23 protein-coding genes are annotated in these 25,686 nt (G+C 71.3%); 8 read left to right on the top strand and 15 right to left on the bottom strand.

The window, feature by feature from the left end:
* The first annotated feature begins 13 nt into the window (after nt 1-13).
* Entirely contained in the window at nt 14-343 is a 330-nt protein-coding gene (locus H4N58_RS05185) for a DUF4333 domain-containing protein (RefSeq protein ID WP_167248788.1), read from the top strand.
* 78 nt (nt 344-421) lie between these two features.
* On the opposite strand, the gene H4N58_RS05180 is transcribed toward H4N58_RS05185, so the two are convergent.
* Both H4N58_RS05180 and H4N58_RS05175 read right to left on the bottom strand, forming a co-directional pair.
* On the bottom strand, nt 422-1,528 hold the full coding sequence (locus H4N58_RS05180) for a ring-opening amidohydrolase (RefSeq protein WP_167248790.1): 1,107 nt from the start codon (nt 1,526-1,528) through the stop codon (nt 422-424).
* A gap of 44 nt (nt 1,529-1,572) precedes the next feature.
* On the bottom strand, nt 1,573-2,532 hold the full coding sequence (locus H4N58_RS05175) for a carbamate kinase (protein WP_167002048.1): 960 nt from the start codon (nt 2,530-2,532) through the stop codon (nt 1,573-1,575).
* Between the two features lie 206 nt (nt 2,533-2,738).
* Between H4N58_RS05175 and H4N58_RS05170 the strand changes: the two genes are divergently transcribed.
* Entirely contained in the window at nt 2,739-3,038 is a 300-nt protein-coding gene (locus H4N58_RS05170) for a DUF4333 domain-containing protein (RefSeq protein ID WP_167002046.1), read from the top strand.
* Between the two features lie 29 nt (nt 3,039-3,067).
* Here the strand turns inward: H4N58_RS05170 and H4N58_RS05165 are convergent, their stop codons facing one another.
* The 4 genes from H4N58_RS05165 to H4N58_RS05150 form a co-directional block, all read right to left on the bottom strand.
* Nucleotides 3,068-3,706, bottom strand: a complete 639-nt coding sequence (locus tag H4N58_RS05165) for a LysE family translocator (RefSeq protein ID WP_167248791.1) — start codon at nt 3,704-3,706, stop codon at nt 3,068-3,070.
* Nucleotides 3,707-3,814: 108 nt separating this feature from the next.
* The gene (locus tag H4N58_RS05160) at nt 3,815-4,615 is read right to left on the bottom strand and encodes an SDR family oxidoreductase (protein WP_208322816.1); all 801 of its coding nucleotides are present in this window, start codon (nt 4,613-4,615) and stop codon (nt 3,815-3,817) included.
* A 17-nt stretch (nt 4,616-4,632) separates the two neighbouring features.
* Complete coding sequence (locus H4N58_RS05155) at nt 4,633-6,564, bottom strand: hydantoinase B/oxoprolinase family protein (RefSeq protein WP_167248793.1); 1,932 nt, start codon at nt 6,562-6,564, stop codon at nt 4,633-4,635.
* Nucleotides 6,561-8,735 carry a hydantoinase/oxoprolinase family protein gene (locus tag H4N58_RS05150; RefSeq protein WP_167248794.1) on the bottom strand — a complete coding sequence of 725 codons (2,175 nt, stop codon included), beginning with the start codon at nt 8,733-8,735 and terminating at the stop codon, nt 6,561-6,563. Before H4N58_RS05150 ends, H4N58_RS05155 begins: the two co-directional genes overlap by 4 nt.
* Nucleotides 8,736-8,877: 142 nt before the next feature.
* Between H4N58_RS05150 and H4N58_RS05145 the strand changes: the two genes are divergently transcribed.
* The 3 genes from H4N58_RS05145 to H4N58_RS05135 all read left to right on the top strand — a co-directional run bounded on the left by H4N58_RS05145 (nt 8,878) and on the right by H4N58_RS05135 (nt 12,108).
* Nucleotides 8,878-9,909 (top strand): S9 family peptidase, encoded by a 1,032-nt coding sequence (locus H4N58_RS05145; protein WP_167002036.1) that lies wholly within the window; start codon nt 8,878-8,880, stop codon nt 9,907-9,909.
* An 88-nt stretch (nt 9,910-9,997) separates the two neighbouring features.
* Nucleotides 9,998-11,512 (top strand): AMP-binding protein, encoded by a 1,515-nt coding sequence (locus tag H4N58_RS05140; protein WP_167002034.1) that lies wholly within the window; start codon nt 9,998-10,000, stop codon nt 11,510-11,512.
* Complete coding sequence (locus tag H4N58_RS05135) at nt 11,509-12,108, top strand: TetR/AcrR family transcriptional regulator (protein ID WP_167002029.1); 600 nt, start codon at nt 11,509-11,511, stop codon at nt 12,106-12,108. The genes H4N58_RS05140 and H4N58_RS05135 overlap by 4 nt, the downstream gene beginning before the upstream one ends.
* Before the next feature lie 66 nt (nt 12,109-12,174).
* On the opposite strand, the gene H4N58_RS05130 is transcribed toward H4N58_RS05135, so the two are convergent.
* Together H4N58_RS05130 and H4N58_RS05125 are read right to left on the bottom strand one after the other, a co-directional pair.
* Complete coding sequence (locus H4N58_RS05130; RefSeq protein ID WP_167002027.1) at nt 12,175-13,404, bottom strand: isoprenylcysteine carboxylmethyltransferase family protein; 1,230 nt, start codon at nt 13,402-13,404, stop codon at nt 12,175-12,177.
* Nucleotides 13,405-13,407: 3 nt separating this feature from the next.
* Nucleotides 13,408-14,373, bottom strand: coding sequence for a hypothetical protein (locus tag H4N58_RS05125; protein WP_167248795.1), 966 nt, complete (start codon nt 14,371-14,373; stop codon nt 13,408-13,410).
* An 84-nt stretch (nt 14,374-14,457) separates the two neighbouring features.
* Between H4N58_RS05125 and H4N58_RS05120 the strand changes: the two genes are divergently transcribed.
* A complete protein-coding gene (locus H4N58_RS05120; protein ID WP_167248796.1) occupies nt 14,458-15,093 on the top strand; it encodes a TetR/AcrR family transcriptional regulator in 636 nt (211 codons plus the stop codon).
* Nucleotides 15,094-15,130: 37 nt separating this feature from the next.
* On the opposite strand, the gene H4N58_RS05115 is transcribed toward H4N58_RS05120, so the two are convergent.
* From H4N58_RS05115 to H4N58_RS05090, 6 genes are read right to left on the bottom strand one after another with little or no spacing between them, the layout of a single operon-like run.
* Nucleotides 15,131-16,549, bottom strand: a complete 1,419-nt coding sequence (locus tag H4N58_RS05115) for an amidase (RefSeq protein WP_167248797.1) — start codon at nt 16,547-16,549, stop codon at nt 15,131-15,133.
* A complete protein-coding gene (locus tag H4N58_RS05110) occupies nt 16,546-17,184 on the bottom strand; it encodes a carbon monoxide dehydrogenase subunit G (RefSeq protein ID WP_167002019.1) in 639 nt (212 codons plus the stop codon). Before H4N58_RS05110 ends, H4N58_RS05115 begins: the two co-directional genes overlap by 4 nt.
* On the bottom strand, nt 17,181-19,595 hold the full coding sequence (cutA, locus tag H4N58_RS05105; RefSeq protein WP_167248799.1) for an aerobic carbon-monoxide dehydrogenase large subunit: 2,415 nt from the start codon (nt 19,593-19,595) through the stop codon (nt 17,181-17,183). The genes H4N58_RS05110 and cutA overlap by 4 nt, the downstream gene beginning before the upstream one ends.
* Nucleotides 19,592-20,170: a (2Fe-2S)-binding protein gene (locus tag H4N58_RS05100; protein ID WP_167248801.1), complete on the bottom strand. Its 579-nt coding sequence runs from the start codon at nt 20,168-20,170 to the stop codon at nt 19,592-19,594. The genes cutA and H4N58_RS05100 overlap by 4 nt, the downstream gene beginning before the upstream one ends.
* Nucleotides 20,167-21,051, bottom strand: coding sequence for a xanthine dehydrogenase family protein subunit M (locus H4N58_RS05095; protein WP_167248803.1), 885 nt, complete (start codon nt 21,049-21,051; stop codon nt 20,167-20,169). Before H4N58_RS05095 ends, H4N58_RS05100 begins: the two co-directional genes overlap by 4 nt.
* Nucleotides 21,048-22,436 carry a uracil-xanthine permease family protein gene (locus H4N58_RS05090; RefSeq protein ID WP_208322817.1) on the bottom strand — a complete coding sequence of 463 codons (1,389 nt, stop codon included), beginning with the start codon at nt 22,434-22,436 and terminating at the stop codon, nt 21,048-21,050. Before H4N58_RS05090 ends, H4N58_RS05095 begins: the two co-directional genes overlap by 4 nt.
* A 196-nt stretch (nt 22,437-22,632) precedes the next feature.
* Here H4N58_RS05090 and H4N58_RS05085 point away from each other — a divergent pair, with 196 nt between their 5' ends.
* Nucleotides 22,633-23,100 (top strand): SAM-dependent methyltransferase, encoded by a 468-nt coding sequence (locus tag H4N58_RS05085; protein WP_167248805.1) that lies wholly within the window; start codon nt 22,633-22,635, stop codon nt 23,098-23,100.
* Nucleotides 23,101-23,107: 7 nt separating this feature from the next.
* Here the strand turns inward: H4N58_RS05085 and H4N58_RS05080 are convergent, their stop codons facing one another.
* The gene (locus H4N58_RS05080; RefSeq protein ID WP_167248807.1) at nt 23,108-24,799 is read right to left on the bottom strand and encodes a PucR family transcriptional regulator; all 1,692 of its coding nucleotides are present in this window, start codon (nt 24,797-24,799) and stop codon (nt 23,108-23,110) included.
* Between the two features lie 125 nt (nt 24,800-24,924).
* Here H4N58_RS05080 and H4N58_RS05075 point away from each other — a divergent pair, with 125 nt between their 5' ends.
* Nucleotides 24,925-25,668: a DUF2877 domain-containing protein gene (locus tag H4N58_RS05075; RefSeq protein ID WP_182397145.1), complete on the top strand. Its 744-nt coding sequence runs from the start codon at nt 24,925-24,927 to the stop codon at nt 25,666-25,668.
* Nucleotides 25,669-25,686: the final 18 nt, after the last annotated feature.

Raw genomic sequence — 25,686 nt, 5'->3', positions numbered from 1 at the left:
ACTAGCGACGGCCATGTCGACCCCCGCCTTACGACACCGCTCGCGTCTCGCCCTGTCCGCACTCGCCGTCGCCCTCGGGCTGACGCTCTCGGCGTGCGGAGGTGGCGCCGTGAAGGCGTCGGACGTGGAGAAGGAGGCCGAGAAGGCGCTCGGCGCGCAGGTGGGTGTGACTCCCGAGATCACCTGCCCCGACGACCTCGAGGCAACGAAGGGCGCGACGCTGCGGTGCGAGCTGCGGGTGTCAGGTGACAACACCGTCTACGGGGTCACCGTCACCGCCGAGTCCGTCGAGGGTTCGACGGTCGGCATGGGCTTCAAGGTCGACGAGCAGCCGGCGTCCTAGTCACCCGGTGGCACCGGTACGCCGAGCCGGTGGCGTGGCCCACCCCCATCGGCCACGCCACCGGGGCTTGAGAGGCGGTCAGGAGGCCTCGACGATGGCGGCGACGGGGCCGCCCCCGTCCGGCCCCTGGTGAGCCGCCGACACCGACACGAACACCGCCGGGTCACCAGTGACCGCAGCGGTCACGCCGCCCACGGCCGCCTTGATCTGGCGGTGCCAGTGCACGTCGGAGTCGTCGAGCATCGCGTTGCGGCGCCCGCGGACCATGCCGTCCTGGCTGGCCTCGCACTTGAGGAACACGTTGACCAGCTTGCCGTCCAGGTCGCTGGTACGCGGACGCTCGGGCAGGTCGAGGCCGGCTGAGCGGATCGCGTCCCAGATGCCGTCGGCGTCGAGCGCGTCGTCCATGACACCGTGACCGATGCGGTAGCGGCCGCCGATGCCGCGGACGTTGCCGACCACGACGACCTGCGCACGGTCCAGCTCGACGCCCGAGGAGCAGGACGCGACCGACGAGTACAGCGAGCGGTCGTGCATCACGTCGGCGTCGGTCGGCATCTCGATCTCGCCGAGCGCGACGGCGATGCCGAGCGCGGTGGTGCCGTTGGACAGGTCCATCGACGCGAGGGTGTCCTCGGTCCACACAGACTTGCCGCGCGACTTGGCATCGCGGATCGTGTCGATCGTGAGCAGCGGTGTCTTGGTCTGGACGTAGTGGACGTCCGCAGGATCGGTGATGCCCGCGCGCTCCATCGCGACCTTGACGGCCTCCGCGACCTTCTCGATCATCGGCGTATGCCCGATGTCCTCGGGCAGCAGCACGTCGCTCATCGCGAAGCCGACGCTCAGGCGCGGCTCGTCGGTGGGCTCGACGGCGTCGTCGGGCAGCGTCGCGAAGATCGTCGCGTGAGGGCTGATGACCCCGTCGGTGCCGCCCGACCAGACGATCGGGACCTGCTTGACATCCTCCGGCGAGCGCGTCCCCTGGGCGACGAGCACCTCGCGGAACGCGCGGTCGGCGATGATGCGCGTGTAGTCGTTGACGCCGCCGTTGCCCTCGGTCTTGCCGATGATCGCGATGACGCGGTCTGCCTCCAGCACGCCGTCGGCGATGAGCTTCTCGAGCTCGCTGGCGTCGGCGACGGAGTGGATCGGGACCTTGCGTACTTCGATCGCTGCTGGCATGAGCATCCTCTCGGGTGGGGGTGAACGGTGGGCGTGGACGTAGGTCAGGCGGGGAGGCGGTCGGTCGGGACGGAGTCGGGGCTGACACGCGTGCCCGTACGACCTGCGACCGCGTCGTCGATGTGCGGGAGCGACGTGATCACGCCCGTACGGCCGGTGTGGGCGGCGAACCGGGTGATCGCCTCGACCTTCGGGCCCATCGACCCCGCTCCGAAGGCGCCGGCCTGCGCGAGCCGGCGGATTTCGGAGACCCCGACAGCGCCCAGCGGCTCGGCCTGCGGTGTCCCGAAGCCGACGACCGCGGCATCGACGTCGGTCGCGATCACGAGCAGGTCGGCGCCGACCTGATCAGCCAGCAGGGCGGCGGTGAGGTCCTTGTCGATCACGGCCTCCACCCCGACGTACGACGTGCCTTCGCGCACCGTCGGGATGCCGCCACCGCCTGCGCACACGACGACGGAGCCGTTGTCGAGGAGCGTCTGGACGGTCTCGACCTCGGGGATCTCGCGCGGCTCCGGCGATGCGACGACACGGCGCCAGCCCCGCTGCGGGACCTCGACCCAGTGCTGTCCGTGGCCGCGCATCGCCGCTGCCTCCTCGGCGGTGGCGTACCGGCCGATCGGCTTGGTGGGGACGAGGAACCCCGGGTCGTCGCGGTCGACGATCGTCCGAGTCACGAGCGCCGCCGTACGGGACGGGTGTCCGCGCCGTGCGAGCTCGTCGTCGAGCGCGTCGAGGATCAGGCGGCCGATCGTGGCCTGCGTCTGCGCGACGCACCAGTCGAGCGGGACCGGCGGAACGACGTCGGCGGCGATCTCGTTCTTGAGCAGCAGGTTGCCGACCTGCGGGCCGTTGCCGTGGGTGAGGACGATCTGGTGTCCGGCCTCGACGAGGTCGGCGACGCTGCGCATCGCGGACTGGATCGCCGCCCGCTGATCCTCAGGGCGCGCAGAGCCGTCCGCTGAGGTCATGGCGTTGCCGCCGAGGGCGATGACGAGGCGCATGCGACGAATCTAGGTGCCTCCGCGCACGGTGGGCATTGGCGAACTTCGCCAAGGAAGTGCCGTTGGCTAGTGAGGTGTTGCCTATCGGCGGCGGGCGGTGCCGCGCGTGCCCGTGCGGCGCACAGCGCGGTGAGGAAGGTCCCACCGTGACGACGAGAGCGGGACCGTGCTCACCACCGGTCAGGCCCGCCCTCTACCCTGTGCGCATGCGTCTCCGTCCCGCCGTCGCGCTGGTGTCCGCCGCGCTGGTGCTGCTCACCGCGTGCGGTCACGCACCGATGCCCCAGAAGTCGGTCGAGGAGAAGGCATCGGAAGCAATGGGCAAGCAGATCGGTCTCGCGCCGATCGTGGACTGCCCGGGCGATCTCGAGTCCCGCGAGGGGGCCACGATGGAGTGCGAGCTCTCCGACCCCAACGGCAGCGACAAGAAGTTCACCATGACCGTACGTGTGCTGAGCCTGAAGAACGGCGTCGCGAAGCTCGACTTCGCTCTCGACGAGGGCTGACAGGCCTTCGGCGACCTCCGCTCCCCGGCTCAGTCGGGTCGGCCACCTGCGGCGAGGCCGACGCCCAGGCCGACCATGATCGAGCCGCCCGCACCGCGAAGGCGTCGCATTCGATGCGGTGACTGGGCGAACCAGTCGCGTGCTGCTCCGGCGCCGAGCGCCCAGAGGCTGTCGAGGCACAGCGCGATCGCGACGAACACCGCGCCGAGGATCAGCATCTGGAGCGGCACCGCCCCGAGCTCGCGGGCGACGAACTGTGGGAGGACGGCGACGAGGAAGACGATCGTCTTGGGGTTGGTGACACCCACGACGAACCCTTCGCGCAAGACTCGCGACGTCCGCGTCACCGTCGGCTCGGCCTCGACGGCGTCCTCACCGGCGCGGCGGTGGCGGATCGCCTGGATGCCGAGATAGACGATGTACGCGGCGCCGACCCACTTCACGACGGTGAAGGCCGCGACCGACTGCGCGACCAGCGCACCGAGCCCGGCCGCGACCGCGACGATCTGGATGGCGGCGCCGACCGCGTTGCCCACCACATTGACGAGCGCGGCACGCCGGCCGAGCACCATCGCCCGGCTGATCGTGAAGAGCACGCTCGGGCCCGGGATCATGATGAGCAGAGTCGAGGCGACCGCGAAGGCGACGACGTCGTGCGCATGGATCATTCCGGGATCGTACGCCGCCAGGCGCGCATCTGGTCGACCCGCGGACGGGAGAAGCCGACCCGGGGGCGGGAGAAACCGACCCGGGGGCGGGAGAAACCGACCCGGGGGTCAGGAAGGGGCGGGCGTCAGCTCGCGGGTCAGGGTCGCGCGCACGTCGTACGGGGCGCGGCCCAGCAGCGCCCGGAGGGGCACCCCGCCGGTCGGGAGCCCGTACGCGTCGTAGAACGCGAACATCGCCAGCAGCCAGTCCCGCTCTCGCGAATCCATCCCCGCGCCCGGTCCGGTCGCCCACCTCCCAGGATCGAGCCGCTCCGCCGGCACCGGCACGCCCAGCACCTCCGACGCGACGACGGCGACGTCGGCCAGCGTCACGAGCGCCGGTCCCCCGAGCTCGTACGTCGCACCGACGTGGCCGTCCTCGGTCAGGACCACGGCAGCGGCCTCGCCCAGGTCGGCGAGGTCCACGAGCCCGAAGGGGGTGTCGACCGCGTACGGCACGCGGACCGCCGGCTCCTCCCCTCCCAACCCGGGCAAGAGGTTCTGGACATACGCGCATGGCTGCAGGACCGTCCACGCGAGCCCGCTGCGGCGTACGAGGTCCTCCGTCGCTGCCTTGGCGAGGTGGTGCGGCATCTCAGGCGCGTAGGGCCAGGCGACGGAGTGGTATGCGACGCGCGGCACGCCGGCGGCGCGCAGCGCCTCCAGCCAGCCCCCGACGAGCGCGGGCTCGTCGGGATGGAGGTTGGGGGCGATCAGGTAAGCCGACGCGCAGCCGTCGAACGCGGCGACCGGGTCGGCGAGGGCACGGCGCCCCAGGGGGCGGACCGGTACGCCGCAGGACGCGAGCGCCTGCGCGACGTGCGTGCCGGTCTTGCCCGAGGCACCGACGACGGCGGCGGGTTTCGGCACGCTCGACCGGCCTCCCGTCACCTGACGTCGACAGCGGCGTGGGTCGCTCCGCCGGCGAGCTGGGCGTAGCCGGGCCCGCGGTCGAAGAACACCTCGCCCTCGCCGCGCGCCGCGGCGCGCTCGGCCCGCAGCGCCGCGGTCGCCGCCGCGTCGTACCCGAGGTCGTCGCCGCTGCCGGTCAGCACGACCGCGTAGTCGTCATGCGCCCCCTCGGCCGAGACCTTCTCCCAGCGGACGTCGCGCACGACGCTCTCCGGGTCACGGTCGAGCGGGTCGCCCCAACCGCCACCACCGGTGGTGCGGATGCGGATGGACTCACCCGCGCGCACCGGCTCGGCGTCCGCGAGCGCGTCGACCACGCGCTCGTTCGGGCCTCCGGCATCGATGACGACTTCGAACGGCCGCCCGGCGAGACCACCCTTGACACCCCAGCACGCGAGGATCGAGCGATCCGCGATCGACATAAAATGGGCGTCGGCGAGCATCCGCAGGTGCTTCTCGTACCCGAGGCCGCCGCGGAACTTGCCCGGCCCGCCGGAGTCCTTCGCCACCGACAGCGACTCGACGACGAACGGGAAGCGCGACTCGGTGAACTCGGTCGGCAGGTTGCGCGAGTCCGGCACGACGTGGATCGTGTCCTCGCCGTCGGCGTAGTAGCGGCCGCCAGAGCCGCCGCCGAGCACCTCGCGCATGAGGTACGGACGGCCGGCGAGGTCCGTGCCGTACACGCCGGTGTAGCGGATCGTCTCCTGGTCGGCCGGCATCTGGCCGTCGACCGCCTTCGCGAGGACCCCGGCGAGCACCCCCAGGAGCCGCAAGATCACGAACGTACGGGCGTTGGTCGGCGCCGGGAACTCCGGCGTGAGCAGCGTGCCCTTCGGCGGGAAGCGCATCTCGATCAGGGGCACCACGCCCTCGTTGACGTCGAGCTCGGCCATCCGCTCCGGGGTGTCGGCGAGGTTGCGCAGGATCGGCGCGAGCCACTTCTTGAGGAACACGCCGTCGGAGTAGTCGCCGCAGTGGTTGATCGGCCCCTTCGCCTGCGGGGACGTCCCGGCGAAGTCGAGGATCACCCGCTCGCCGTCCGGGTCCTCCGGGCCGGTGCGGGTCAGCGTGATGCGCTGCGTGTGCAGCTGCGGCTCGTCGACCCCATCGTGCTCGGCGTAGTCCTCCCATACCCAGGTGCCGATCGGGATCTTGGAGAGGATCTCGCGCTTGTACGTCTGCGTGGTGCGGTCGATGATCGCGTCGAAGGACGCCTCGACGACCTCCACGCCGTACCGGTCGAAAAGCTCCCCGAGACGGCGCGCGCCCATCAGGCACGCGGAGCACTCGGCGTCGAGGTCGGCGGCCAGTGACTCGGGCATGCGCGAGTTGCGGGTCATGATCGTCAGCGCCGCACGGTTCGGGACGCCCTGGTCCCACAGCTTGATCGGCGGGACGGCCAGCCCCTCTTCGTACACGCTGGTCGCGTGGCTCGGCATCGAGCCCGGCACGGCACCGCCGATGTCGTCGTGGTGGCCGAACGCCTGGATGAACGCGACCACGCGCTCGGTGCCGTCGACGGTCGCGAACACGGGCACGGTGACGCACAGGTCCGGGAGGTGGCCGATACCACCCTCGGACTTGTAGACGTCGTTGTGGAAGAAGACATCGCCGGGCTTCATCTCCTCGAGCGGGAAGTCGCGCGCGACGGGGTGGACGAGCGCCGAGTACGAGCGGCCGGTGAGCTTGCGCAGCAAGCGGTCGTGGATGCCCGCGCGGAAATCGTGCGCGTCGCGGATCATCGGCGAGCGCGACGTCCGCGCGATCGCGGTCTCGACCTCATGCTCGATCGACGCCAGGCTGCCCTGCACGATCTCGACGACGACAGGGTCGGCACTCGCGCCGGCGTCCTCCGTGAGCGTGCCGAACGGGAACTGGGTCGGCGCCTTGCGGGACTCGCTCACTTCTGGCTCCCCTTCTCCGAGGCCTGTCCCTCGCGGGTGATGATGACGTTGTCGTACGGGTCGATGCGGGCGACGAAACCGGGGTGGATCGGGATGGTCGAGCCGAACTCCTCGACGATCGCCGGGCCGTGGACCTGCTGGCCCGGGAGCAGGGCCGACCGGTCGAACACGCCGGTGTCGACGTAGCCCTCACGCGGCGAGAAGCACACGGGCCGGGTCGTACGGGGCTGCGGCGCGGCCGCGCTCGCCTCGACGGCCCGCGCACGGATCTTCGGGCGCTGGATCGGCCCGATCCCCGAGACACGCAGGTTGACCCACTCGACCTGCTGGCTGTCGTCGCCGGCGAAGTCGTAGCCGTAGAGCGCACGGTGCTCGGCGTGGAACGTGTCCGCGACACCGGCGAGCACCGCGTCGTCGAGCCGGCCGTCCGGCACCGGGACCCGGACCTCGAACGCCTGGCCGAAGTAGCGCAGGTCGGCCGTACGGACGAAACGCTGCTCGTCGGGTCCGAAGCCTTCGGCGTCCAGCGCGGACGCGGCCTGCGAGGCGAGGCGGTCGTACAGGCCCTCGGCCTCGGCCGCGTCGAGCTCGGAGGCGAGCCGCACCGCGGTCTGGACGTAGTCGTTCTTGACGTCGACGGTCAGCAGCCCGAACGCGGAGACGTTGCCGGGGTTCGGCGGGACGAGGACCGTGGGGATCGACAGCACGTCCATCAGCCGGCACAGCAGCAGCGAGCCGGAACCGCCGAACGTGGTCAGCGTGAAGTCACGGACATCGAGCCCGCGCTTGACGGTGATCTGGCGCAGGGCGTTGGCCTGGTTCCACGCAGAGATCTCGAGGACGCCGTCCGCGGCCTCCTCCACGCTCAGCCCGAGCTTGCCGGCCAGCTCCTCGAGGCCCTTGCGGGAGGCATCGACGTCGAGCGGGATCTCACCGCCGAGCAGGTGCGGAGGGATGCGGCCGAGCACGACATGGGCGTCGGTGATCGTCACCTCGGTGCCGCCCTTGGCGTAGCAGAGCGGACCCGGGTCGGCGCCGGCCGACTGCGGGCCGACCTTGAGCGTGCCCTCCGGCGACAGCCAGGCGATCGAGCCGCCGCCCGCGCCGACGGTGACGACGTCGATCATCGGGATCTTGCTCGGGTAGACGCCGACACTCCCCTCGGTCGTCAGCGTCGGCTCGCCGTCGACGACCACCGACACGTCCGTCGAGGTGCCGCCGCCGTCGCAGGTGAGGACGCGGTCGAACCCGGCGACCGAGGCGACCAGCGCGGCACCCAGGGCGCCGGCGGCCGGACCGGACAGCACGGTCGTGATCGGTTGGTGCACCACCTCGGCGGCCGACAGCACACCGCCGTTGGACTTCATCACGTAGAACGGCACGCCCCCGCCGGTCGAGCCCTGCGCCGTCCTGAGCCTGTCGAAGGGTCGAGACCCCGTGAACGCCGCCAGCCGGTCGGCGATGCGGCGCACGTACGCCGACACCTTCGGCTTCACCGCCGCGTCGACGAGCGTGGTCATCGAGCGCTCGTACTCGCGGTACTCGCGCAGCACCTCCGACGAGATCGACACGACGGCGTCCGGGTGCTCCTCGGCGAGGATCGCGCGCATCTCCTCCTCGTGGGCGGAGTTGGCGTAGCTGTGCAGCAGGCACACCCCGAGCGTGTCGATGCCCTGCTCGCGGAACCAGCGGGCGACCTCGCGCGCGCCCTGGGCGTCGAACGGACGGATCTCCTCACCCGCCCACGTCATCCGGCCCTCGACGCCCTTGACGAGGTCGCGGGGCACGATGCGGTCGGGCTTCACCCAGAAGTACGAGTTGCCGTAGCCGTCGGGCACGGACTGGCGGGCGATCTCCAGCACCGCCTCGTACCCGGCGTTCGTGATGAACCCGAGTCGGTCGACCTTGCCCTCGAGGAGCTGGTTGGTCGCGACCGTCGTGCCGTGCGAGACCGCCGAGATCGCCTCACCGCTGCCCGGCGGGAACCCGGCCAGCGCGAGGACCTTGTCGATGCCCGCGAGGAAGCCCTCGGCGGGGTCCGACGGCGTCGACGGCGTCTTGGTCGTCAGCATCTCGCCGGTCGCCTCGTCGAACGCGACGACGTCGGTGAACGTGCCTCCCGTGTCGATCCCGATACGGAAGTGCCCGGCTCGAGTGGGGCGTGACGTCATGGTGCTCCTCGACGGTGTGGGGGGCTGCCCCTCGATTCCAACGCACGCCGCCGACAGTCCCCAGGGCGAACGTCGCCGGACCACTTCACCGAACCTTGGCACTACCTGACAGGCTCCCGGAAGGACCCGCCATCATGGTCCGGTGCTCCGTACGATCCTGCCCGCCGTCGTCGCCCTCGCGACGCTGCTCTCCGGCTGCGGCCTCGCCCCTCAGACCGCCCTCTCCGCCACCGGCGCCGAAGTCTCCTCGGTCGAGAATCCGGGCGACCACGTGTCCCTCCCACCGCTGCCGCCCGTACGACACGAGCGGACCCTCCCGACGCTGATGCGGACCCCCGACAACGGCAGCGACCTGCGACGCGAGCGGGTGCTCGAGACCAACGACGCCTACACGTCGTACCAGGTCAGCTACCGCTCTGAGGACCTGCGGGTGTCCGGAGTCCTGCACGTGCCACACGGTGCGGACAGGTCGCCGGCCGTCGTGATCGCACGCGGCTACAAGTCCCCGAAGTCGTACCGTCCGGGCGGGTCGATGATCGACACGCGCGACTACCTGGCTCGCGCGGGGTACGTGGTGCTCTACACCGACTACCGCAACCACGGACGCTCCGACGCCGACCCCGAGAACGACGGCGAGCTGAGGCTCGGCTTCACCATCGACGTCATCAACGCGATCGTCGCCCTGCGCCGCTCGGCGATGCGCGCGGTCGACCCCGACCGCATCGGGCTCGTCGGACGCTCGATGGGCGGCGGTGTCGCGTACAACGTCCTGACTACGCGCCCCGGTCTCGTCGACGCCGCCGTGCTGCTGTCGCCGATGAGTGCGGACGCAGTCGACAACGTCGAGATCCTCACGCGTCCTGGCAAGGGCCGGGCCTCCCGGTTCGCCGCGGTCGAGCGGTCGTACGGCACACCCGATCCGGAGTCGCCCGCGTGGCAGGACCTGTCGGCGTCACGGTTCTTCGACCGGGTCGTCGAGCCCGTCCTCATCCACCACGGCACCGCCGACAAGACCTGTCCGCCCGAGTGGACCGAGCGTGCGGCGGCGGGGCTGCGCGACGCGGGAGCCGACGTCTCCGTGAGGTGGTACGACGGCGCGGGGCACACCGTGAGGGGCGAGAAGCGAGACGAGATGATGCGCCGCACGGTCAGGTTCCTCGACGCCCGGCTCTGAGGCCGTGCGGTGCTGGCGAACCTTGTACTTGAATCACGATTCAGGTAGCGTCCGTGACGCCGGTCACACCGCCCCCTCAGGAGTCACCGTGAGCAACGTCGCCGATGCCGTCTTCGCGCACGCCTTCTCCGAGCCGGACCGGGTAGCGGTCCGCGCCTCGGGGCGCGAGGTCGGCTTCGGTGCGCTGCGCGACGCCGCCGCCTCGGTGGCCGCCCGGGCGCTGCGAGCGGGAGTCGCACCCGGCGACCGCGTCCTGCTCGTCGCGCCGTCGATCCCCGAGTTCGTCGCGGCCTACTACGGCCTCCACGCCGCCGGGGCGACGCTCATCACCGTGAACGTCATGGCCACCACCCCCGAGATCGCGTATGTCGTCGAGGACGCCGACGTCAGCCTCGTGGTCGCCTGGCACGAGACGGCAGGTGCGGCCGAGAAGGCCTCCGCCGCGCACGGGCTGCCGTTCTGGAGCCTCCCCCCGCTCGACGAGTGGGACGTCTCCGACCGCGTCAAGGCGCCGGTCGACCTGCCCGACGACGCGACCGCGCTGATCATCTACACCTCCGGCACCACGGGTCGCCCGAAGGGCGCGCAGCTCCCCATCTCCGCGATCGCCGGCATCGTCGACGCCGCCGAGCACGTCCTGGAGTTCGACGAGGACGACCGTACGGGCACCGCGCTGCCGCTGTTCCACGTGTTCGGGCAGATCATGGTCATGCACCTCGCGATCTCCTTCGGCACCGTCGTCTCGCTCCTGCACCCGTTCGACCCGCGCAAGCTCGTCGAGATGATCCGCGACGACGAGCTGACGATCGTCTCCGGCGTCCCGACGATGTGGATCGCCGTGCTGCACGCCGCCGGCGACGCCACCCCCGAGGACTTCTCACGCCTGCGCCTGGCCACGTCCGGCGGCGCGTCGCTCCCGGTCGAGGTCATCGGCGCGTTCGAGGAGAAGTTCGGCACGCGCATCCGCGAGGGCTACGGGCTGTCCGAGACCTGCGGCTGGGCGACCTCTGCGCCGCTGGGCGCCGAGCCCAAGGTCGGCGCGGTCGGGAGAGCCATCCACGGCGTCGATCTCGAGATCCGTGATCTCGACGGCTCGCCGGTCCCGACCGGCGAGGTCGGCGAGGTGTGGATCCGTGGGCCGATCGTGATGACGGGCTACTGGAACCGGCCCGAGGCCAACGCCGACGTCCTGCGCGACGGGTGGCTGCGGACGGGTGACCTCGGCACGCTCGACGAGGACGGCGACCTCCGCATCGTCGACCGGCTCAAGGACCTCATCATCCGCGGCGGCTACAACGTCTATCCGAGCGAGGTCGAGGAGGTCCTCTACGCACACCCGGACATCGTCGAGGCGGCCGTGGTCGGCGTCGCGGACGCCAGGTACGGCGAGGAGGTGGGTGCCGTGGTCGTGCTCCGCGACGGCGCCGTGCTCCAGCCCGGCGCCCTGCGCGCCTGGGCCAAGGAGCGCCTGAGCGCCTACAAGGTGCCGCGCCTCTTCCAGGTCGTCGACGCCCTCCCCAAGGGCCCGTCCGGCAAGATCCTGAAGCGCGCCCTCGACCGCGACGCCCTCGTCGGTACGGGAGTCGCGGCGGGCGTGCGATGACCGTCCCCGCCACCGCGCGCGGCGCCCGGACCCGGTCCGCCTTGGTCGCTGCCGCCCGTACGGTCTTCGAACGGGACGGCTTCACCGACTCGCGCATCGCCGACATCGCACGCGAAGCGGGCTGCGCCACCGGCTCGTTCTACACATGGTTCGCGAGCAAACCCGAGATCCTGTCGGCCGTGCTGTACGAAGCGCAGCACGACGTGGTGGTGCCCCGACTCGACGCGGCCGCTGCCGACCCGTACGAGGAGCTCGCGGAGGGACACCGGCGCTACTTCGAGAACTACCGGCACAACGCCGCACTCATGCTCGTCCTCGAGGAGGTCGCCGCGGTGGACCCGTCGTTCCGCGACATCCGTCGTCGGCGTGGCGAGGCGCTCGCGCGCAAGACCGCGTCGGTCATCGAGGCGATGCAAGCGCGTGGGATCGCCGATCCGTCGTTGGACCCCTACCCGACGGCCCGCGCACTCGACGGCATGGTGTCGCACCTTGCCTACTACGCATTCGTCCTCGGCGACGCGCTCGACATCGACGAGCTGGTCGACGCCACCGACCGGATCTGGCGCAACGCGCTCTCCCCCCGCGGCCTCACATAACCCCCGAGCTGCCGTGCGGCGTGTCTTCCCCCGGCGCGCCGCACGGCTCGATCTTTCGGTCAGCGGTCAGCGCGACACCCGGGGGCCAGCGCCGAACGCATCGGCACCGAGCTGCGCAAAGTGCCGGACCCCCGGCAGCGCGAGCGTCCAGCCGGCCAGCGCCCACCCGAGATGAAGGTGCCCCAGCGCCCGGGCAAGCGCCACCACACCCTGGTCACGCACGCCGTCCGCCTCGTACGTGATCCGCCGCAGCACCTCGGGATGCTCAGCGGCGGGACGCACGTCGAGCGCGACCGGCCGACGATCGAGGAGCCACTGGCCGAGTCCGGTGCACATCGTGCAGTCGGCAGCGACGAACAGCGACGCGGGAGGACCATCGAGTGGCCGCCAGCGAGGCACCCACACGGGCACCTGCGCCTCGTACGCCGTCCACCGCTCGCCGAACGCCTCCTCCATCTGACTCCCTTCGTGCCAGGCAGCCAGCCCCGCCGAGTAGACGACCGTCACCACGGCGCCGAGCAGCAGGAGCGGCTCTGCGAAGGTCACGGCGAGCACCGAGAACACGAGCACCATCGACGCCTGCATCGGGTTGCGGACGTAGGCGTACGGGCCGGTGGTCACCAGCCGAGACGGCGGGTCGTACGGCAGCGGGGTGCCGCCACCGACGCGCGCGAGCTCCCGCATCGCGGCCACCGCAGGCACGCTCACCACCACCGCGACCTGCACGCCCGCCGCCGTCACCTCCGGCCACCATCGGGACTCGACGCCGACGACGAGCAACGGCACACCCACGAGGAGCGCGCCCGCGCACCACGCCTGCGCCCACGCCCGTACGGTCACGTGCCGCTGGGCGAGAGTCCAGTGCGCCAGCGCGTACGCCGGCACGAGGGCGGCGAGGACCGCGATCGCCTCGCCGACCAGCCACGGGTCACCGAGTCTGACGACCGGTGCGCCCCACGGCATGAAGGCGAGGTCGACCCACACGAGGACGGCCCCGACGAGCAGCGGCGGCAGCGCCGGCGCGACCAGGGCGGGGACGGCACCCCACAGGAGCGCCCACGCCAGCCACAGGTCGACGGGGATGCCCTGCCAGAGCGCGCCGTCGGCGTCGAACGACCACCAGCCGGCGGCGATCGCGAGGAGGTTCACCGGCAGCAGGGCGACCGCCGCCCAGGCGGTCGCGAGGAGGATCGCTGCAAGCCGTCGCGCACCGGGTCGTCGCCAGAGGGCGAGGAGGACCACGGCGAGCACGGGGACGGTGAGGCCGAGCGCGCGTACGGTGGCCGGATCTCTCACCGCTCACTCCGCCTCGGCCGTGTCCGCGAAGGTCTCGGCGAGATAGCCCGCCGCGTCTGCGACCGCGTGGTGCTGGACCGGTCCGAAGTACCACGACGGGTCGAACGTGCGTGCGTACTCCAGGCGCCACGTCATCTCCGTCCCACCCGCGGACGCCGACCAGGTGACGACGGCACGTCGCAGGTCCAGCCAGCGGGCGAGGGTCGAGTCGGCCGTCACGTCGAAGACGACTCGGCCCGCGTCGGCCGTGGACGTGGACTCGACGACCCGCAGCTCCATCGACCGAGGGGTGGGCGTGGACCCGAGACCCAGGCTGCGGCGCGGCGTGAAGGCGATGAGCCGCGCGTCGCCGACGCTCAGGCCGCTCCCCGTCGCGCGCACCGGCTTCGGGAACGGCAGCGCCCGCAGGAAGGGTGCCTCGTACGGGCCGAACTCGGGCGGCGCGGCGAGCGCCGCCTCGACTCGTGCCGGCGCGGCGCCGATGGTCACGGTCGTGCCCGCGTTGTCGTGGCGTGGAATCAGGTTTACCCCGCCGACTCCCTCGAGGGCGATCAGCGCCAGCAGGGGCGCCGCGACGAGCGCGCGGTGCCCGCCGCCGCGCGCGGCCTGCGCGAGGAGACCGACGAGCGCGGCGACACCGTAGAAGAGCGGCGCCGCGATGAGCAGGCAGACGACGCCCTCGTCGAGCAGCGGTCCCGCGAGCGCGAGTCCGACGGTGGTGGTCGCGAGAGCGACGCCGACGGCGTTCTTGGGACGGGCGGTGAGGACGACCGTCACCGCGATCAGGGCGGGAATGCCGACGTAGAACAGCGAGGTCTCCTCGAGACCGGCGCTGCCGAGCGCTTCAGCGACGAGCATCGCGGCGAAGAGTGCCAGCGTGATGCCGGCGAGGAGCATGCGCGCGGGGCTCGACCGGGGTCGCGGGTCGTCGTGCGGGTCGGCGGAGCTGTCGTGGGGATAGGGCTCCATCTGCGGTCGCCTCTCGTGGGTCCAGCAAGTTTAATCGAGTGATTAAAGCATATGCTGAAGGCCGTCGGCGAGGGAAGGGATCATATGGCGGCCACACGTCAGAACAGCGAGGACACCAGACGGCGACTGCTCGACGCCGCCGACGTGGTGCTGCGCGAGCGCGGGTACGACGGCACGTCCGCTCGGGTCATCGCGGCGGAGGCGGGGGTCAACTCTGCGCTGGTCTTCTACCACTTCGGCGGAGTCGACCCGCTGCTCCTCGCCGCGCTCGACCGGTCGTCCGAGGCGCGCATGGCGATGCACCGTCGCACCGTCGAGGGCGTCCGTACGGTCGAGGACCTCGTCGCCGCGGCGAAGCAGATCTACCTCACCGACCTGGAGCGCGGCTACCTCGCGCAGTTCAGCGAGATCGTCGCGGCGGCGGTCACCAAACCCGAGCTGCGGGAGGCGATCACCGCCCGTGCGGACCCATGGGTGCGCTTCGTCGAGGAGAGCTGGGAGCGCGTCGCGGGAGGCACCCCGCTAGGCCGGCTGCTGCCCGCGCGCGAGGTCGCCAACGCCGCGATCACGTTCTATCTCGGGGTGAACCTGTTCTCGGTGATCGACCCCGACCAGTCCCGTACGGAGGGAGTCTTCGCGCTCGCCGGCCGGATCGCGCCGCGCGCGAAGCTCCTCACGATGCGCCTGCCGGCCCGGTCGCGGACCTCTCGCAAGGCGTGACGCGGCCCCCGCCGGAGCGATGCGGGCGGTGAGCCGATCAGAGGGCAGGGCGTGGGCCACCGACCCCCACGCCTGCACCCGACAGCTGTTCGTACGCACGCGCGATCGCGAGCAGCCGACGCTCGGAGCCTGCGGGCCCGACGAGCTGCAGCCCCACGGGCAGGCCGTCGGGCGTGAACCCCGCCGGCACGCTGATCGCGGGGCACCCGGTCACCGTGATGAGGAACGCCGCGCGCATCCAGTCGAGGTATGTCTCCTGCGGACGCCCGTTGATCGCGTGCGGGTACTCCTGGTCGGCCGGGAACGGCGGGACCTGGCTCACCGGCAGCGCGAGCACGTCGTAGCGCGTGAAGAACTCGCGGGCCTTCTCGGCGAGCGCTGTCCGCTGGGCGTACGCAACGGCGACGTCGTGCCCGGACAGGGGCCGCCCGGCACGAATGTTGTCGGCGAGGGACGGCTTGAGGTCGTCCGGGCGCGAGTCGAGGACACCACCGAGCGTGTAGTCCATGAGCCACGCGCGCAGCGTTCGGAACGCAGCCTCGGCGTCGGGCAGCTCCGGCCACGCCTCCTCGATGTGCGCGCCCGCACCGGCGAAGACACCCGCCTGGGCGCGGACGATGTCGGCGACCGACGCCTCCACCTCGAACGCGCCCCCGAGGTCGACCGACAGCGCGACCCGTAGCCCGTCGAGCGACGCGGGACGCACCTCGCGGAACACCTCGCCCGCCGTCGAGTCCGCCGTCGGGACACGCGGGTCGGGCCCCGCCAGCACGCTCAGCAGCAGCGCGAGGTCGGAGACGTCCCGCGCGAGCGGCCCCTGCACAGACACGGTCTCCCAGAGGTTCCACGTCGGCCAGGTCGGGACCCGCCCCCAGGTCGGACGCAGCCCGACCACGTTGCAGAACGACGCCGGGTTGCGCAGGGAGCCGCCCATGTCCGACCCGTCGGCCAGCGGCACCATCCCGGCCGCGAGCGCGGCGGCCGCACCGCCGCTCGACCCGCCCGCCGAACGGCCGGTGTCGTACGGGTTCACCGTCGTGCCAAACACGGGGTTGAACGTGTGGGACCCGGACGCGAACTCCGGCGTGTTCGACTTCGCGACCACCACCGCACCCGCCGCGCGCACCCGCTCGACGACGAGCTCGTCGTACGCCGACACGTGGTCGGCCATCACCGGCGAGCCGAACGTCGTCCGCCAGCCGGCGACGTGGTGGGTGTCCTTGACCGCGTACGGGAGCCCGTGGAGCACGCCGAGCGGCTCCCCCGACAGCGTCCGCTCGTCCGCGGCGGTCGCCTGGGCGTACGCCCGCTCCTCGTCGATCGAGACCAGCGCGTTGACCGTGCCGTTGACCTGGCCGATGCGGGCGAGGTGGAGGGCGAGCAACTCTCGCGCGGAGATCTCGCGCGCGGCGACGGCCTGCGCCATCGCCCGCGCGCTGCTGTAGACGTCGATCATCGCGACCGGCGCCCGAACAGCCCTCCGACGATCACACCCGCCAGGACCAGGACGCCGCCGAGGACGGCTCCCTTGACGAAGTCGTCGGTCGATCCGCTGCGACCGCCCGCCGCTGGTGCGGGGGCGGTGAAGCGCTGGCCGACGGCGGGGGTCTCGACAGGCTCGACCGACGGAGAACCGCCCTCGACCAACGAAGAACTGGCGATCGCGTCGTCGACGGCACCGAAGAACTCGCCGGCCATCCGCTTGCTCACCGCCGTCAGCATCCGCTGCCCGACGCCGCCGATCATGCCGCCGACGACCGCGTCCGCGGCGTACGCGACCCCGGTCGTCCCGTCACCATTGTCGGAAAAGCGCACCGCGACGTCCGCCGCGACCGTGCCGGGAGCTCCCGCGCCCTCGGCACGCATCACCAGAGACTGGTGAGGGACGAGGTCGCTCAACGTGCAGGTGCCGGCGTACGTCCCGCGGATCGACGCAACGCCGGCGCTGACCGTCATGGCGTAGGCGTTCTCGCCCGTCGCCTCCAGCACCTCGCAGCCCGGGATCGTGCGGACGAGCACCGCTGGGTCGAGCAGCGCGGTCCAGACCGCGTCCACGGGGGCGTTGAGCACCGCTTGTCCAGCAACCTTCATGAGTCTCCCTCCACAGCGACCACTGCCGCCTCGTCGGATCCTGCGTGCGTGCGCCGCAGGTCGTACAGCTCGCTCGGTGAGATCGGCATCCGCGTGATCGTGAAGCCCTCGGCGTCCTCGATCGCCGACGCGAACACCGCCGCGCTCGGGATGACACCGGCCTCGCCCGCGCCCTTGATGCCGAGCGGGTTCAGCGGCGACGGCGTCTCGAGGTGGTCGACGTCGATCGTCTTCGGCACCTCGGTGACGTACGGCATGAGGAAGTCCATGAACGAGGCGTTCTGGAGCTGCCCGTGCTCGTCGTACGCCATCCGCTCGTACAGCGCCCCACCCACACCCTGTGCGACACCGCCATGGATCTGTCCCTCGACGATCATCGGGTTGATGAGTCGCCCGCAGTCGTGGACGACGGCGTACTTGAGGATCGTGATCTCGGCCGTGTCCGGGTCGGTCTCGACGATCACGGCGTGCATGCCGGAGGCGAACGTCGAGCGCGGCGGCGAGTAGAAGTCGCGGCTCTCGAGCCCGGGCGACGTGCCCTCGGGCACCGGCACCTTGTTGGGGTCGCCGACGGAGAACTGCGTCGCCGCCTTGCTCGCCTCGTCGAACGCGTAGCGCAGCGGATTGCTGAGCACCGCGAGCGTGCCGAGCGAGACCTGCGCGCCCGGAGCACCCTTGACGGAGACGACGCCGTCGGCGATCTCGAGGTCGTCGACGTTCGCCTCGAGCGCCTCGGCGGCCAGCTCCAGCGCCTTGCGCTTGACCGACCGGGCGGACAGCGCGATCGCCGAACCGCTCATGACCGCGGCACGCGAGGCGTACGTGCCGACCGCGTACGGCATGCGGCGGGTGTCGCCGGTGACGACCTCGACGTCCTCGAAACGCACCCCGAGCTCGTCGGCGACGATCTGCGCGAACGCCGTCTGGTGACCCTGGCCCTGCGTCGTCAGGCCGGTCGAGACCTTGATCTTGCCGGTCGTCTCGACCTGGATGTGCCCGCCTTCGTACGGGCCGACGCCGGTGCCCTCGACGTAGCAGCCGATGCCCATCCCGACCGTACGGCCCTGGGCGCGCATCTCGTCGCGGAACGCGCCGAATTCGTCCCAGCCGACCAGCGTCTTGAGCTTGTCGAGCATCTGCGGGAAGTCGCCGGAGTCATAGATCAGCGGCTTGCCGTCCTGGAAGATCAGCCCCTGGTCGTACGGGAACTCGTCGGGCTGGATGAAGTTGGCGGAGCGCACCTCCGTGCGGTCCTTGCCGAGGTACGAGGCGATCGCGTCCATCGTGCGCTCCATCGCGAACACGCCCTGCGGACGGCCGGCGCCGCGGTAGGGCGTCACGATCACCGTGTTGGTGTAGAGGCTGTGGAACGTCGCCTTGTAGACCGGCGGCTTGTACGGGCCGAGCAGCTGCGTGGTCGTGATGATCGGGACGATCAGGCCGTACGGGAGGTAGGCGCCGTTGTCGTGCCAGACCTCGACGTCCAGCCCGAGGATGCGGCCGTCGTCGTCGAAGCCGACCTCGACGTGCTGCTGCTGGGCGCGTTCGTGGGCGGCGGAGATGAAGTGCTCGCGGCGGTCCTCGGTGAACTTCACCGGACGTCCGAGCGCCATCGCCGCCATCGGGACGAGGACCTCCTCAGGCCACGGGTGGACAACCTTCACGCCGAATCCTCCGCCGACGTCGGGCGTGATCACGTCGACGACGGAAAGGTCGAGGCCGAGCTTGGAGGCGATCGCGGCGCGCACACCGGTCGACGTCTGCGTGGACGACCAGACCTCGAGGCGGCCGTTGTCGGTATCCCACTTCGCGACCGTGCCGCGCCCTTCCATCGGGGTGCACGCGCTGCGCTCGATGTCGAGGTCGAGCGCGAGCCGGTGCGGGGCTCGGCCGATCGCCGCCATCGCGTCCCCGGTCGCCTGGGTGGACGTCGCCGCGACGTTGCCGGGGACGTCGTCGTGGACGAGCCGCTCGGCGGCGCGTGCGGCGTCGAGCCCGACGACCGGCGTCATCACCTCGTACGAGACGACGATCCGGCCGACGGCGTCCTCGGCGACGTAGCGGTCGACCGCGACGACCATCGCGATCGCCTCGCCGACGTAGTTGACCTGGTCCTTGGCCAGCGCGTACTGGGTGCGCCCGTGGGTGAGGTCGGGGTGCGGGATGAGCATCGGCAGAGGCTCGGCCATCGCGCCCGTGAGGTCGTCGTACGTGTAGACCGCGACGACCCCGTCGAGGTCGAGCACAGGGTCGACGTCGATGTCGAGGATGCGGGCGTGCGCGTGCGGCGAGCGCAGCACCGCGACGTGCAGGGCGTCGGGCGCGAGGTCGTCGAGATAGCGGCCGCGGCCGCGCAGGAACCGCTCGTCCTCGACGCGTGCGACGCGCTCTCCGAACGCCTTGGTGGTCATGCGTCACCACCGGTCTCGGGAGTGGTTTCGACAGGCTCAACCAACGACCCCTCCGCCGGTCGAGCCTGTCGAGACCCCGCGATCTCGGCCGCACGCAGGACGGACTTCACGATGTTCTGATAGCCCGTGCATCGGCAGAGGTTGCCGGCGATCATCTCGCGCGCCTCGTCCTCGGTCGGGTCAGGGTTCTCGCGCAGACCTGCGGTGATGGTGGTGAGGAACCCCGGGGTGCAGAAGCCGCACTGCAGCCCGTGGCACTCCTTGAACGCCTGCTGCACCGGGCCGAGGCGATCGCCCGACTCGGTGAGGCCTTCCACCGTCGTCAGCGACGCGCCTTCGACGGACACGGCGAGCAGCAGGCACGCCCGCATCGGCCGGCCGTCGACGAGGATCGTGCACGCGCCGCAGACGCCGTGCTCGCAGCCGACGTGCGTGCCGGTCAGCCCGACGTCCTGACGCAGCGCGTCGGACAGCAGTCGTCGCGCGGGCACGTCGATCTCGTACGCCGCGCCGTTGACGGTGAACGTCACGTGGTGCAGCGCCTCGGGCGCGAGGATCTCCGGCTGGCTGGTCATCGGGCTCCCTCCGGGTCGGGGGCGACGGCGCGGGAGTACGCGTCGCGCACCACGCGGCGCGTGAGCACGCCCGCGAGGTGGCGGCGGTAGTCGGCCGTCGCATGGATGTCGGTGTCGGGGTCGACGCCCGCCGTCGCGATCTCGACCGCCGCCTCGAGGTTGGCGTCGCTAGCCGTGCCGTCGATGAACGCCTCGGAGAGGTCGAGGACGAGCGGGGTCAGCGAGACCGAGAGGTACGAGGCTCGCACCGTCTCGATCGCCCCGGTCTGGCCGACCGAGACGACGGAGGCGACGCCGCACAGGGCGTAGTCGCCGTGACGGCGTGCGACTTCGTCGATCGCCGAGCCCGTCCGTGCGCCGAGCGCGGGCACCTGGAGCTCGAGCGCGACCTCGCTCGTACGGACCGTGCACTCCAGCGGGCCGATGAACAGGTCGGTGGCATCGATGGTGCGGCGTCCCTCGGTCGAGGCGACCAGCACCTTGGCGCCGAGCAGGGACACCACGGCGGGCATCTCCGCAGCAGCGTCGGCGTGGACGACCGATCCGAGGGTCGTCCCGCGGTTGCGGATCGTCGGGTGGGCGACCAGGCGTAGCGCCTGCCGCAGCAGGGGCTGGACCCGCCACGCGTCGGCGTCGGACTCGACGTCGGCGTGGCGGGCCAGCGCCCCGATGCGGACACCGTCCTCATCAGTCCGGACGTAGGCCAGCTCGGCGAGACCGTTGATGTCGACGAGCGTGCTCGGCTGAGCCAGGCGCATCGACAGCAGCGGGACCAGGCTCTGGCCCCCGGCCAGCACCTTGGCGTGCGGGTCGGCCGCGAGCACGGCCAGCGCCTCGTCGAGGGTGGCCGGGCGGACGTAGGAGAACGGTGCGGGCTTCACAGCTGCCTCGTCACCTCCTCCGCGCCCTCGTCGGTGGTGTGCGCGGGTGGCCGTTTCCAGGCCACCATGTGGTAGTAGCCGATGGCAAGGATCGTGCCGAGAGCGATGCCGCCGAGCTGGAAGTCGTCGGAGAAGACAAGCGACACGTTGCCGACACCGATGATGATGCCTGCTGCCAGACCGACGATGTTCGCCGGATCACCGAAGTCAACGTGGTTCTCAACCCAGATCTTGGCGCCGACCAGGCCGATCATGCCGTACAGGACGACCGTGATGCCGCCGAGGACGCCCCCGGGGATCGCGTTGACGATCGCACCGAACTTCGGGCAGAGACCGAGGAAGATCGCGACCAGCGCCGCAAAGTAGTACGCGGCGGTCGAGTAGATCCGCGTCGCGGACATGACGCCGATGTTCTCGGCGTACGTCGTCGTGGGCGAGCCGCCGAACGCGCTCGCGAACGCGGTGGCGAGACCGTCGGCACCGATCGCGCGACCCATGTACGGGTCGAGGTCGTCGCCGGTCATCTCCGCGACGGCCTTGACGTGGCCGGTGTTCTCGGCGATCAGGGCGATGACGCCCGGGAGAACCAGGAGGATGAAGGTGAAGCTGAAGCTCGGCGAGTGGACGGCCGAGACCCCGTCGGCGAGCGTGCTGTTGGGGAAGCCGATCCAGTCGGCCGAGCTGACTCCGGACCAGTCGACGCGCTGGTGCGCGACCTCTTCGCCGGCTTTGGGCACGAACGAGGTGATGTCGCCGAAGAGGATGTCGGCGAGCCATGAGACCAGGTAGCCAAAGATCAGCGCGAGGAAGACGGCGATGCGCCCCCAGAAGCCCGGCAGCAGGACCGCGGCGCCGATCATGAAGGTCGCGGTGAGGAGCGCGATCCACTGGTCCTGCGGCCAGTACTTGCCGGCGACGACGGGCGCCAGGTTGAAGCCGATCAGCATGACGACGGCGCCGGTGACGGCCGGCGGGAGCAGCTTGTGCAGGAACGTCGTGCCGGCGAAGTGCACCGCGACGCCGATGGCGGCGAGGACGAGGCCCGCGACGAGGATCGCGCCGGTGACGTCGGACGAGTCACCGCCCTGGCTCCGGATCGCCGCGACGGCGGCGACGAACGAGGCGCTCGTACCGAGATAGCTCGGGACCATGTTGTTGGTGATGAGCAGGAACATGATCGTGCAGATGCCCGAGAACAGGATCGCCAGGTTCGGGTCGAGCCCCATCACCACGGGGAATACGAACGTGGCACCGAACATCGCCACCACGTGCTGCGCTCCGAGCCCGGCCGTACGGCCCCAGCTCAGACGCTGGCGCGGTCCGACCGCTTGACCAGGAGGTGGTGTCTTGCCTCCGTGCACCACTTCCCACTTGAACATCGACATGCCGGTCTCCTCAGAGTGTGCGAGCGGCCGCCGGGGGATCTCGGACAGCGCACCCGGTCCAATGTCGTGACCCTAGTAGTGACGCGAGAGACGCGGCATGGTGCGAAAGTGCCAACGGAACCCGTGGGGTGCTGTCACCCCTTGCTCTGCGTGTTCATCTGTCGGAAAAGAACGTGGACGGCGATAGCCTCGAGCGATGCCGAGCTTCGAGATCACGCCGATCGGGACCGTCCGCAACGACCGGACGGACGTCCAGCACACGGACAACTGGGGCGCCGTACGCAGCACGATCACCGTCGACGATCGCTTCGGCGAGGCGAGCCTGCAAGGTCTGGACGGGTTCTCCCACGTGGACGTGCTCTTCCTCTTCGACCAGTTCCCCGACGGCGGCGACTTCCGCGAGCCCCGCCCGTACCGTGGCCGCGCCGACCTCCCACCCGTCGGCGTCTTCGCGGGACGTGGCCCGCGCAGGCCGAACCGCATCGGGGTCACGAGCTGTGCGATCGAGTCCGTCCGCGGCCACGAGCTGACCGTGGTGGGGCTCGACGCCGTCTCCGGCACGCCCGTCATCGACCTCAAGCCCACGATGGCGGAGTTCCTCCCCGTGAGCACCACGCAGCCCGAGTGGGTCAGCGCCATGATGTCGGAGTACTTCCAGCCGTAGCGCGCCCTCACTCCCGCATGTGCAGGATCTGAAGGGCGACCGCCACGTCGAGCCGCACCTGCGGATCGGTGCTGAACGGGCCGAGCAGGCTCTCGAGCTTGGTGACGCGGTAGCGCATCGTGTTGTAGTGGAAGTGCTGCGTTCGCGCCGCCTCTGCGACATTGAGGTTGACGTCGAGCAGCACCTGCAACGTCGCCCGCAGGTCGGCGGCCGTGGCCGTGTCCTCGGCGAGCGTGCCAAGCAACTCCGACACGAACCCGTCGAGCTCGGCTGGGTCCTCGACCTGCGACAGCAGGCGGCGGACGCCGAGGCGGTCGAAGTACGTCGTCGACCCCGTCCCCTTCATGCGTCGCCCGACCTCGACGGCCTTGCGGGCACGGGTGTATGCGTCGGGCAACGCCTCTACGCCGGTGACGACGCGGCTGATTCCCGCGGAGAACGGACGACGACCTCCGCCGGAGTCTCCCCGTACGGCGGCCAGCGCCTCCTCGACGACCTCGGACACGTCCGACGCGTCCTCGGCGACCGGAAGCAGCGCGACCACCTGCGAGGAGAAGTCCGCGACCGCGATGCTACGCCCACGCCGCTCGACCACCTGGCGCCACGCCGCCGCGAACCGGTCCTGGTAGCCGCGGCGCGTGCGGCTCGACACCGGCGCCTCCCCCGCCTCTGGCGGGTCGAGCTGCGCGACCACGACGACGAGCGGGCGGTCAAGGTCCCAGCCGAGGCCCTCGGCGTGCTCGAGGACGTACTGCGGGCTCTCCGCGCGGTCCGTCAGCACGTCGCGGAGGAAGTCTCCGCGATACTTGCCCTCCACCGCGACGACCGCCTGCATGCGCGTGATGAGCAGCGCGGCGACGGTTGCGGCCCGCTCCAGGGCATAGACGTCGCTCGCCCGCAGGGCCCGCTTCTCGCTGACCACGACCACCCGCGCGAGCTCGGTGCCCGAGGCCGCGACGCTGAGGACGCGGATCTCGCCGGAGCCGAACGGGCGCGCGCCGCGCAGGCGCTCGACGCGTACGCGGCCGGACATGTCGAGGAACTCGCTCACCTCGAGGGTCGCCCGGGCCTCGTCGCTCAGCGCACCGGCCCACTCGCGCCCGTCCGTGGACGTGACCATGACACCGACGTCGAGGACCTGGGACACCTCGGCGGCGATCTGCTCGAGGTCGCCGCCCTCGAGGACGATCATCGTCAGGGCGGAGTGCAGCGCGTCGATCTGCGCGAGGACGTTCGACTGGAACGCGTTGAGCGCGGCGTACGCGTCCTTGAGCACGTCGTCGAACGCGACCTCGTCAGGGATCTGCACGATCGGGAAGCTGAGCGCGTCGGCGAGCGCGAGGACCTCGTCGGGCACCGCGTCGACGTAGCGCCCGAGCTTGATCGCGAAACCGGCCAACGAGGCGTCGTACAGACCCTGCACGAGCGCCACCATCCTCGGGACGTCGAGCCGCCGCGCGCCGTCGAGCAACGGGAAGCCGGTGGTCACGAGGAGCTCGTGCGGCTTGACCCACCCCAGGACGTCGGGGACCTCCATGACGTTGAGGCCGGTCACCGGCCGCTGCATCCCCTCGACTCCGGCGAGGGTCTTCGCGCCGGTGAGCGCGTCGATCCGCACGACGTCGGCAAGAGGAAGCCCGTACGTCGTGTCTGTCAGGTTGTGAGAGCGATCAGGCTGATCGTTGGCAAGTCTCGCCATCGGCTCACCGTAGCGAACGCTCCTACTCTGACGCCATGGCCGCGCCGATCCGACTCCGGACCGAGTCCGCGGGACGCCTCTCTCCTAGCCGTCCCGCGCCGCACCCGGCCGCCGCGACCGCAGGCGTGGCAGCAGTCCTGCGCGGCCCTCGACGCGTCGCGACGATCGTCGCGCGCAGCCCCTATGCCGTGTACGCGCAGGACCGTCACACCGTCGTCGCCGTCCTCGCCCGCGACGCCGTCGTCGTGCCCTGCGGGCTCGCGACCGGCTGGGACCACGTCGGCGACGCCCGAGAGGTCGTGCTCGGCGCCGGCCGCTGCACGGTGGACGGGCGCGAGGTCCGGGTGGGCAGGCTGGTCGACGCGACCGTACGGCCGGTGGTTGCCGACGCTGGGCCGGTGGCCGCCGACGCCGACGAGCTCCTCCCCGCAGTCACGCCCCACCTCCCCGGCCTTCCTGAGGACACGTACGACGCCCTTCGTGCCGACGACCCTGCCGCCGCCACCGCCCTGCTCGGCCGCGGTCCCGGGCTGACCCCGCTCGGCGACGACGTCCTTGCCGGCTGGCTCGTCGGCCGGTACGCCCGCGGGCACCGCGGTGGACGGGTCGCGGCCGCCGTGCTCACCGACGCCCCGGCCCGTACGACGACGGTCTCGGCCGTCCTCCTCGCGCACGCGGTGCGGGGCGAGGCCGTCCCACAGCTGCGCGCCTACCTCGCTGACCCCGAAGACCCGACGACGCTGGCCGCCCTGCGCGCCGTCGGCCACACCTCGGGCACGGGCCTCGCGCTCGGCGTCGCCCTGTCCGTCCCTCTCGCGTCCCCGCTGTGCAAGCAACCTGACGCAATCCACCTGCCGCAATCCATCTGACGAGAAGGGTCATCTTCG

Source organism: Mumia sp. ZJ1417 (assembly GCF_014127285.1).
Taxonomy (GTDB): domain Bacteria; phylum Actinomycetota; class Actinomycetes; order Propionibacteriales; family Nocardioidaceae; genus Mumia.
Note: the sequence above shows the minus strand (reverse complement) of the source record. Positions and strands in the feature narration are given on the sequence as shown.

Excerpts from the sequence above, each read along its gene's own strand:
- H4N58_RS05185 (WP_167248788.1), top strand. The coding sequence starts at position 14 with ATGTCGACCCCCGCCTTACGACACCGCTCGCGTCTCGCCCTGTCCGCA.
- H4N58_RS05180 (WP_167248790.1), bottom strand. The coding sequence starts at position 1,528 with ATGCCAGCAGCGATCGAAGTACGCAAGGTCCCGATCCACTCCGTCGCC.
- H4N58_RS05175 (WP_167002048.1), bottom strand. The coding sequence starts at position 2,532 with ATGCGCCTCGTCATCGCCCTCGGCGGCAACGCCATGACCTCAGCGGAC.
- H4N58_RS05170 (WP_167002046.1), top strand. The coding sequence starts at position 2,739 with ATGCGTCTCCGTCCCGCCGTCGCGCTGGTGTCCGCCGCGCTGGTGCTG.
- H4N58_RS05165 (WP_167248791.1), bottom strand. The coding sequence starts at position 3,706 with ATGATCCATGCGCACGACGTCGTCGCCTTCGCGGTCGCCTCGACTCTG.
- H4N58_RS05150 (WP_167248794.1), bottom strand. The coding sequence starts at position 8,735 with ATGACGTCACGCCCCACTCGAGCCGGGCACTTCCGTATCGGGATCGAC.
- H4N58_RS05135 (WP_167002029.1), top strand. The coding sequence starts at position 11,509 with ATGACCGTCCCCGCCACCGCGCGCGGCGCCCGGACCCGGTCCGCCTTG.
- H4N58_RS05125 (WP_167248795.1), bottom strand. The coding sequence starts at position 14,373 with ATGGAGCCCTATCCCCACGACAGCTCCGCCGACCCGCACGACGACCCG.
- H4N58_RS05120 (WP_167248796.1), top strand. The coding sequence starts at position 14,458 with ATGGCGGCCACACGTCAGAACAGCGAGGACACCAGACGGCGACTGCTC.
- H4N58_RS05115 (WP_167248797.1), bottom strand. The coding sequence starts at position 16,549 with ATGATCGACGTCTACAGCAGCGCGCGGGCGATGGCGCAGGCCGTCGCC.
- H4N58_RS05110 (WP_167002019.1), bottom strand. The coding sequence starts at position 17,184 with ATGAAGGTTGCTGGACAAGCGGTGCTCAACGCCCCCGTGGACGCGGTC.
- cutA (WP_167248799.1), bottom strand. The coding sequence starts at position 19,595 with ATGACCACCAAGGCGTTCGGAGAGCGCGTCGCACGCGTCGAGGACGAG.
- H4N58_RS05100 (WP_167248801.1), bottom strand. The coding sequence starts at position 20,170 with ATGACCAGCCAGCCGGAGATCCTCGCGCCCGAGGCGCTGCACCACGTG.
- H4N58_RS05090 (WP_208322817.1), bottom strand. The coding sequence starts at position 22,436 with ATGTCGATGTTCAAGTGGGAAGTGGTGCACGGAGGCAAGACACCACCT.
- H4N58_RS05085 (WP_167248805.1), top strand. The coding sequence starts at position 22,633 with ATGCCGAGCTTCGAGATCACGCCGATCGGGACCGTCCGCAACGACCGG.
- H4N58_RS05080 (WP_167248807.1), bottom strand. The coding sequence starts at position 24,799 with ATGGCGAGACTTGCCAACGATCAGCCTGATCGCTCTCACAACCTGACA.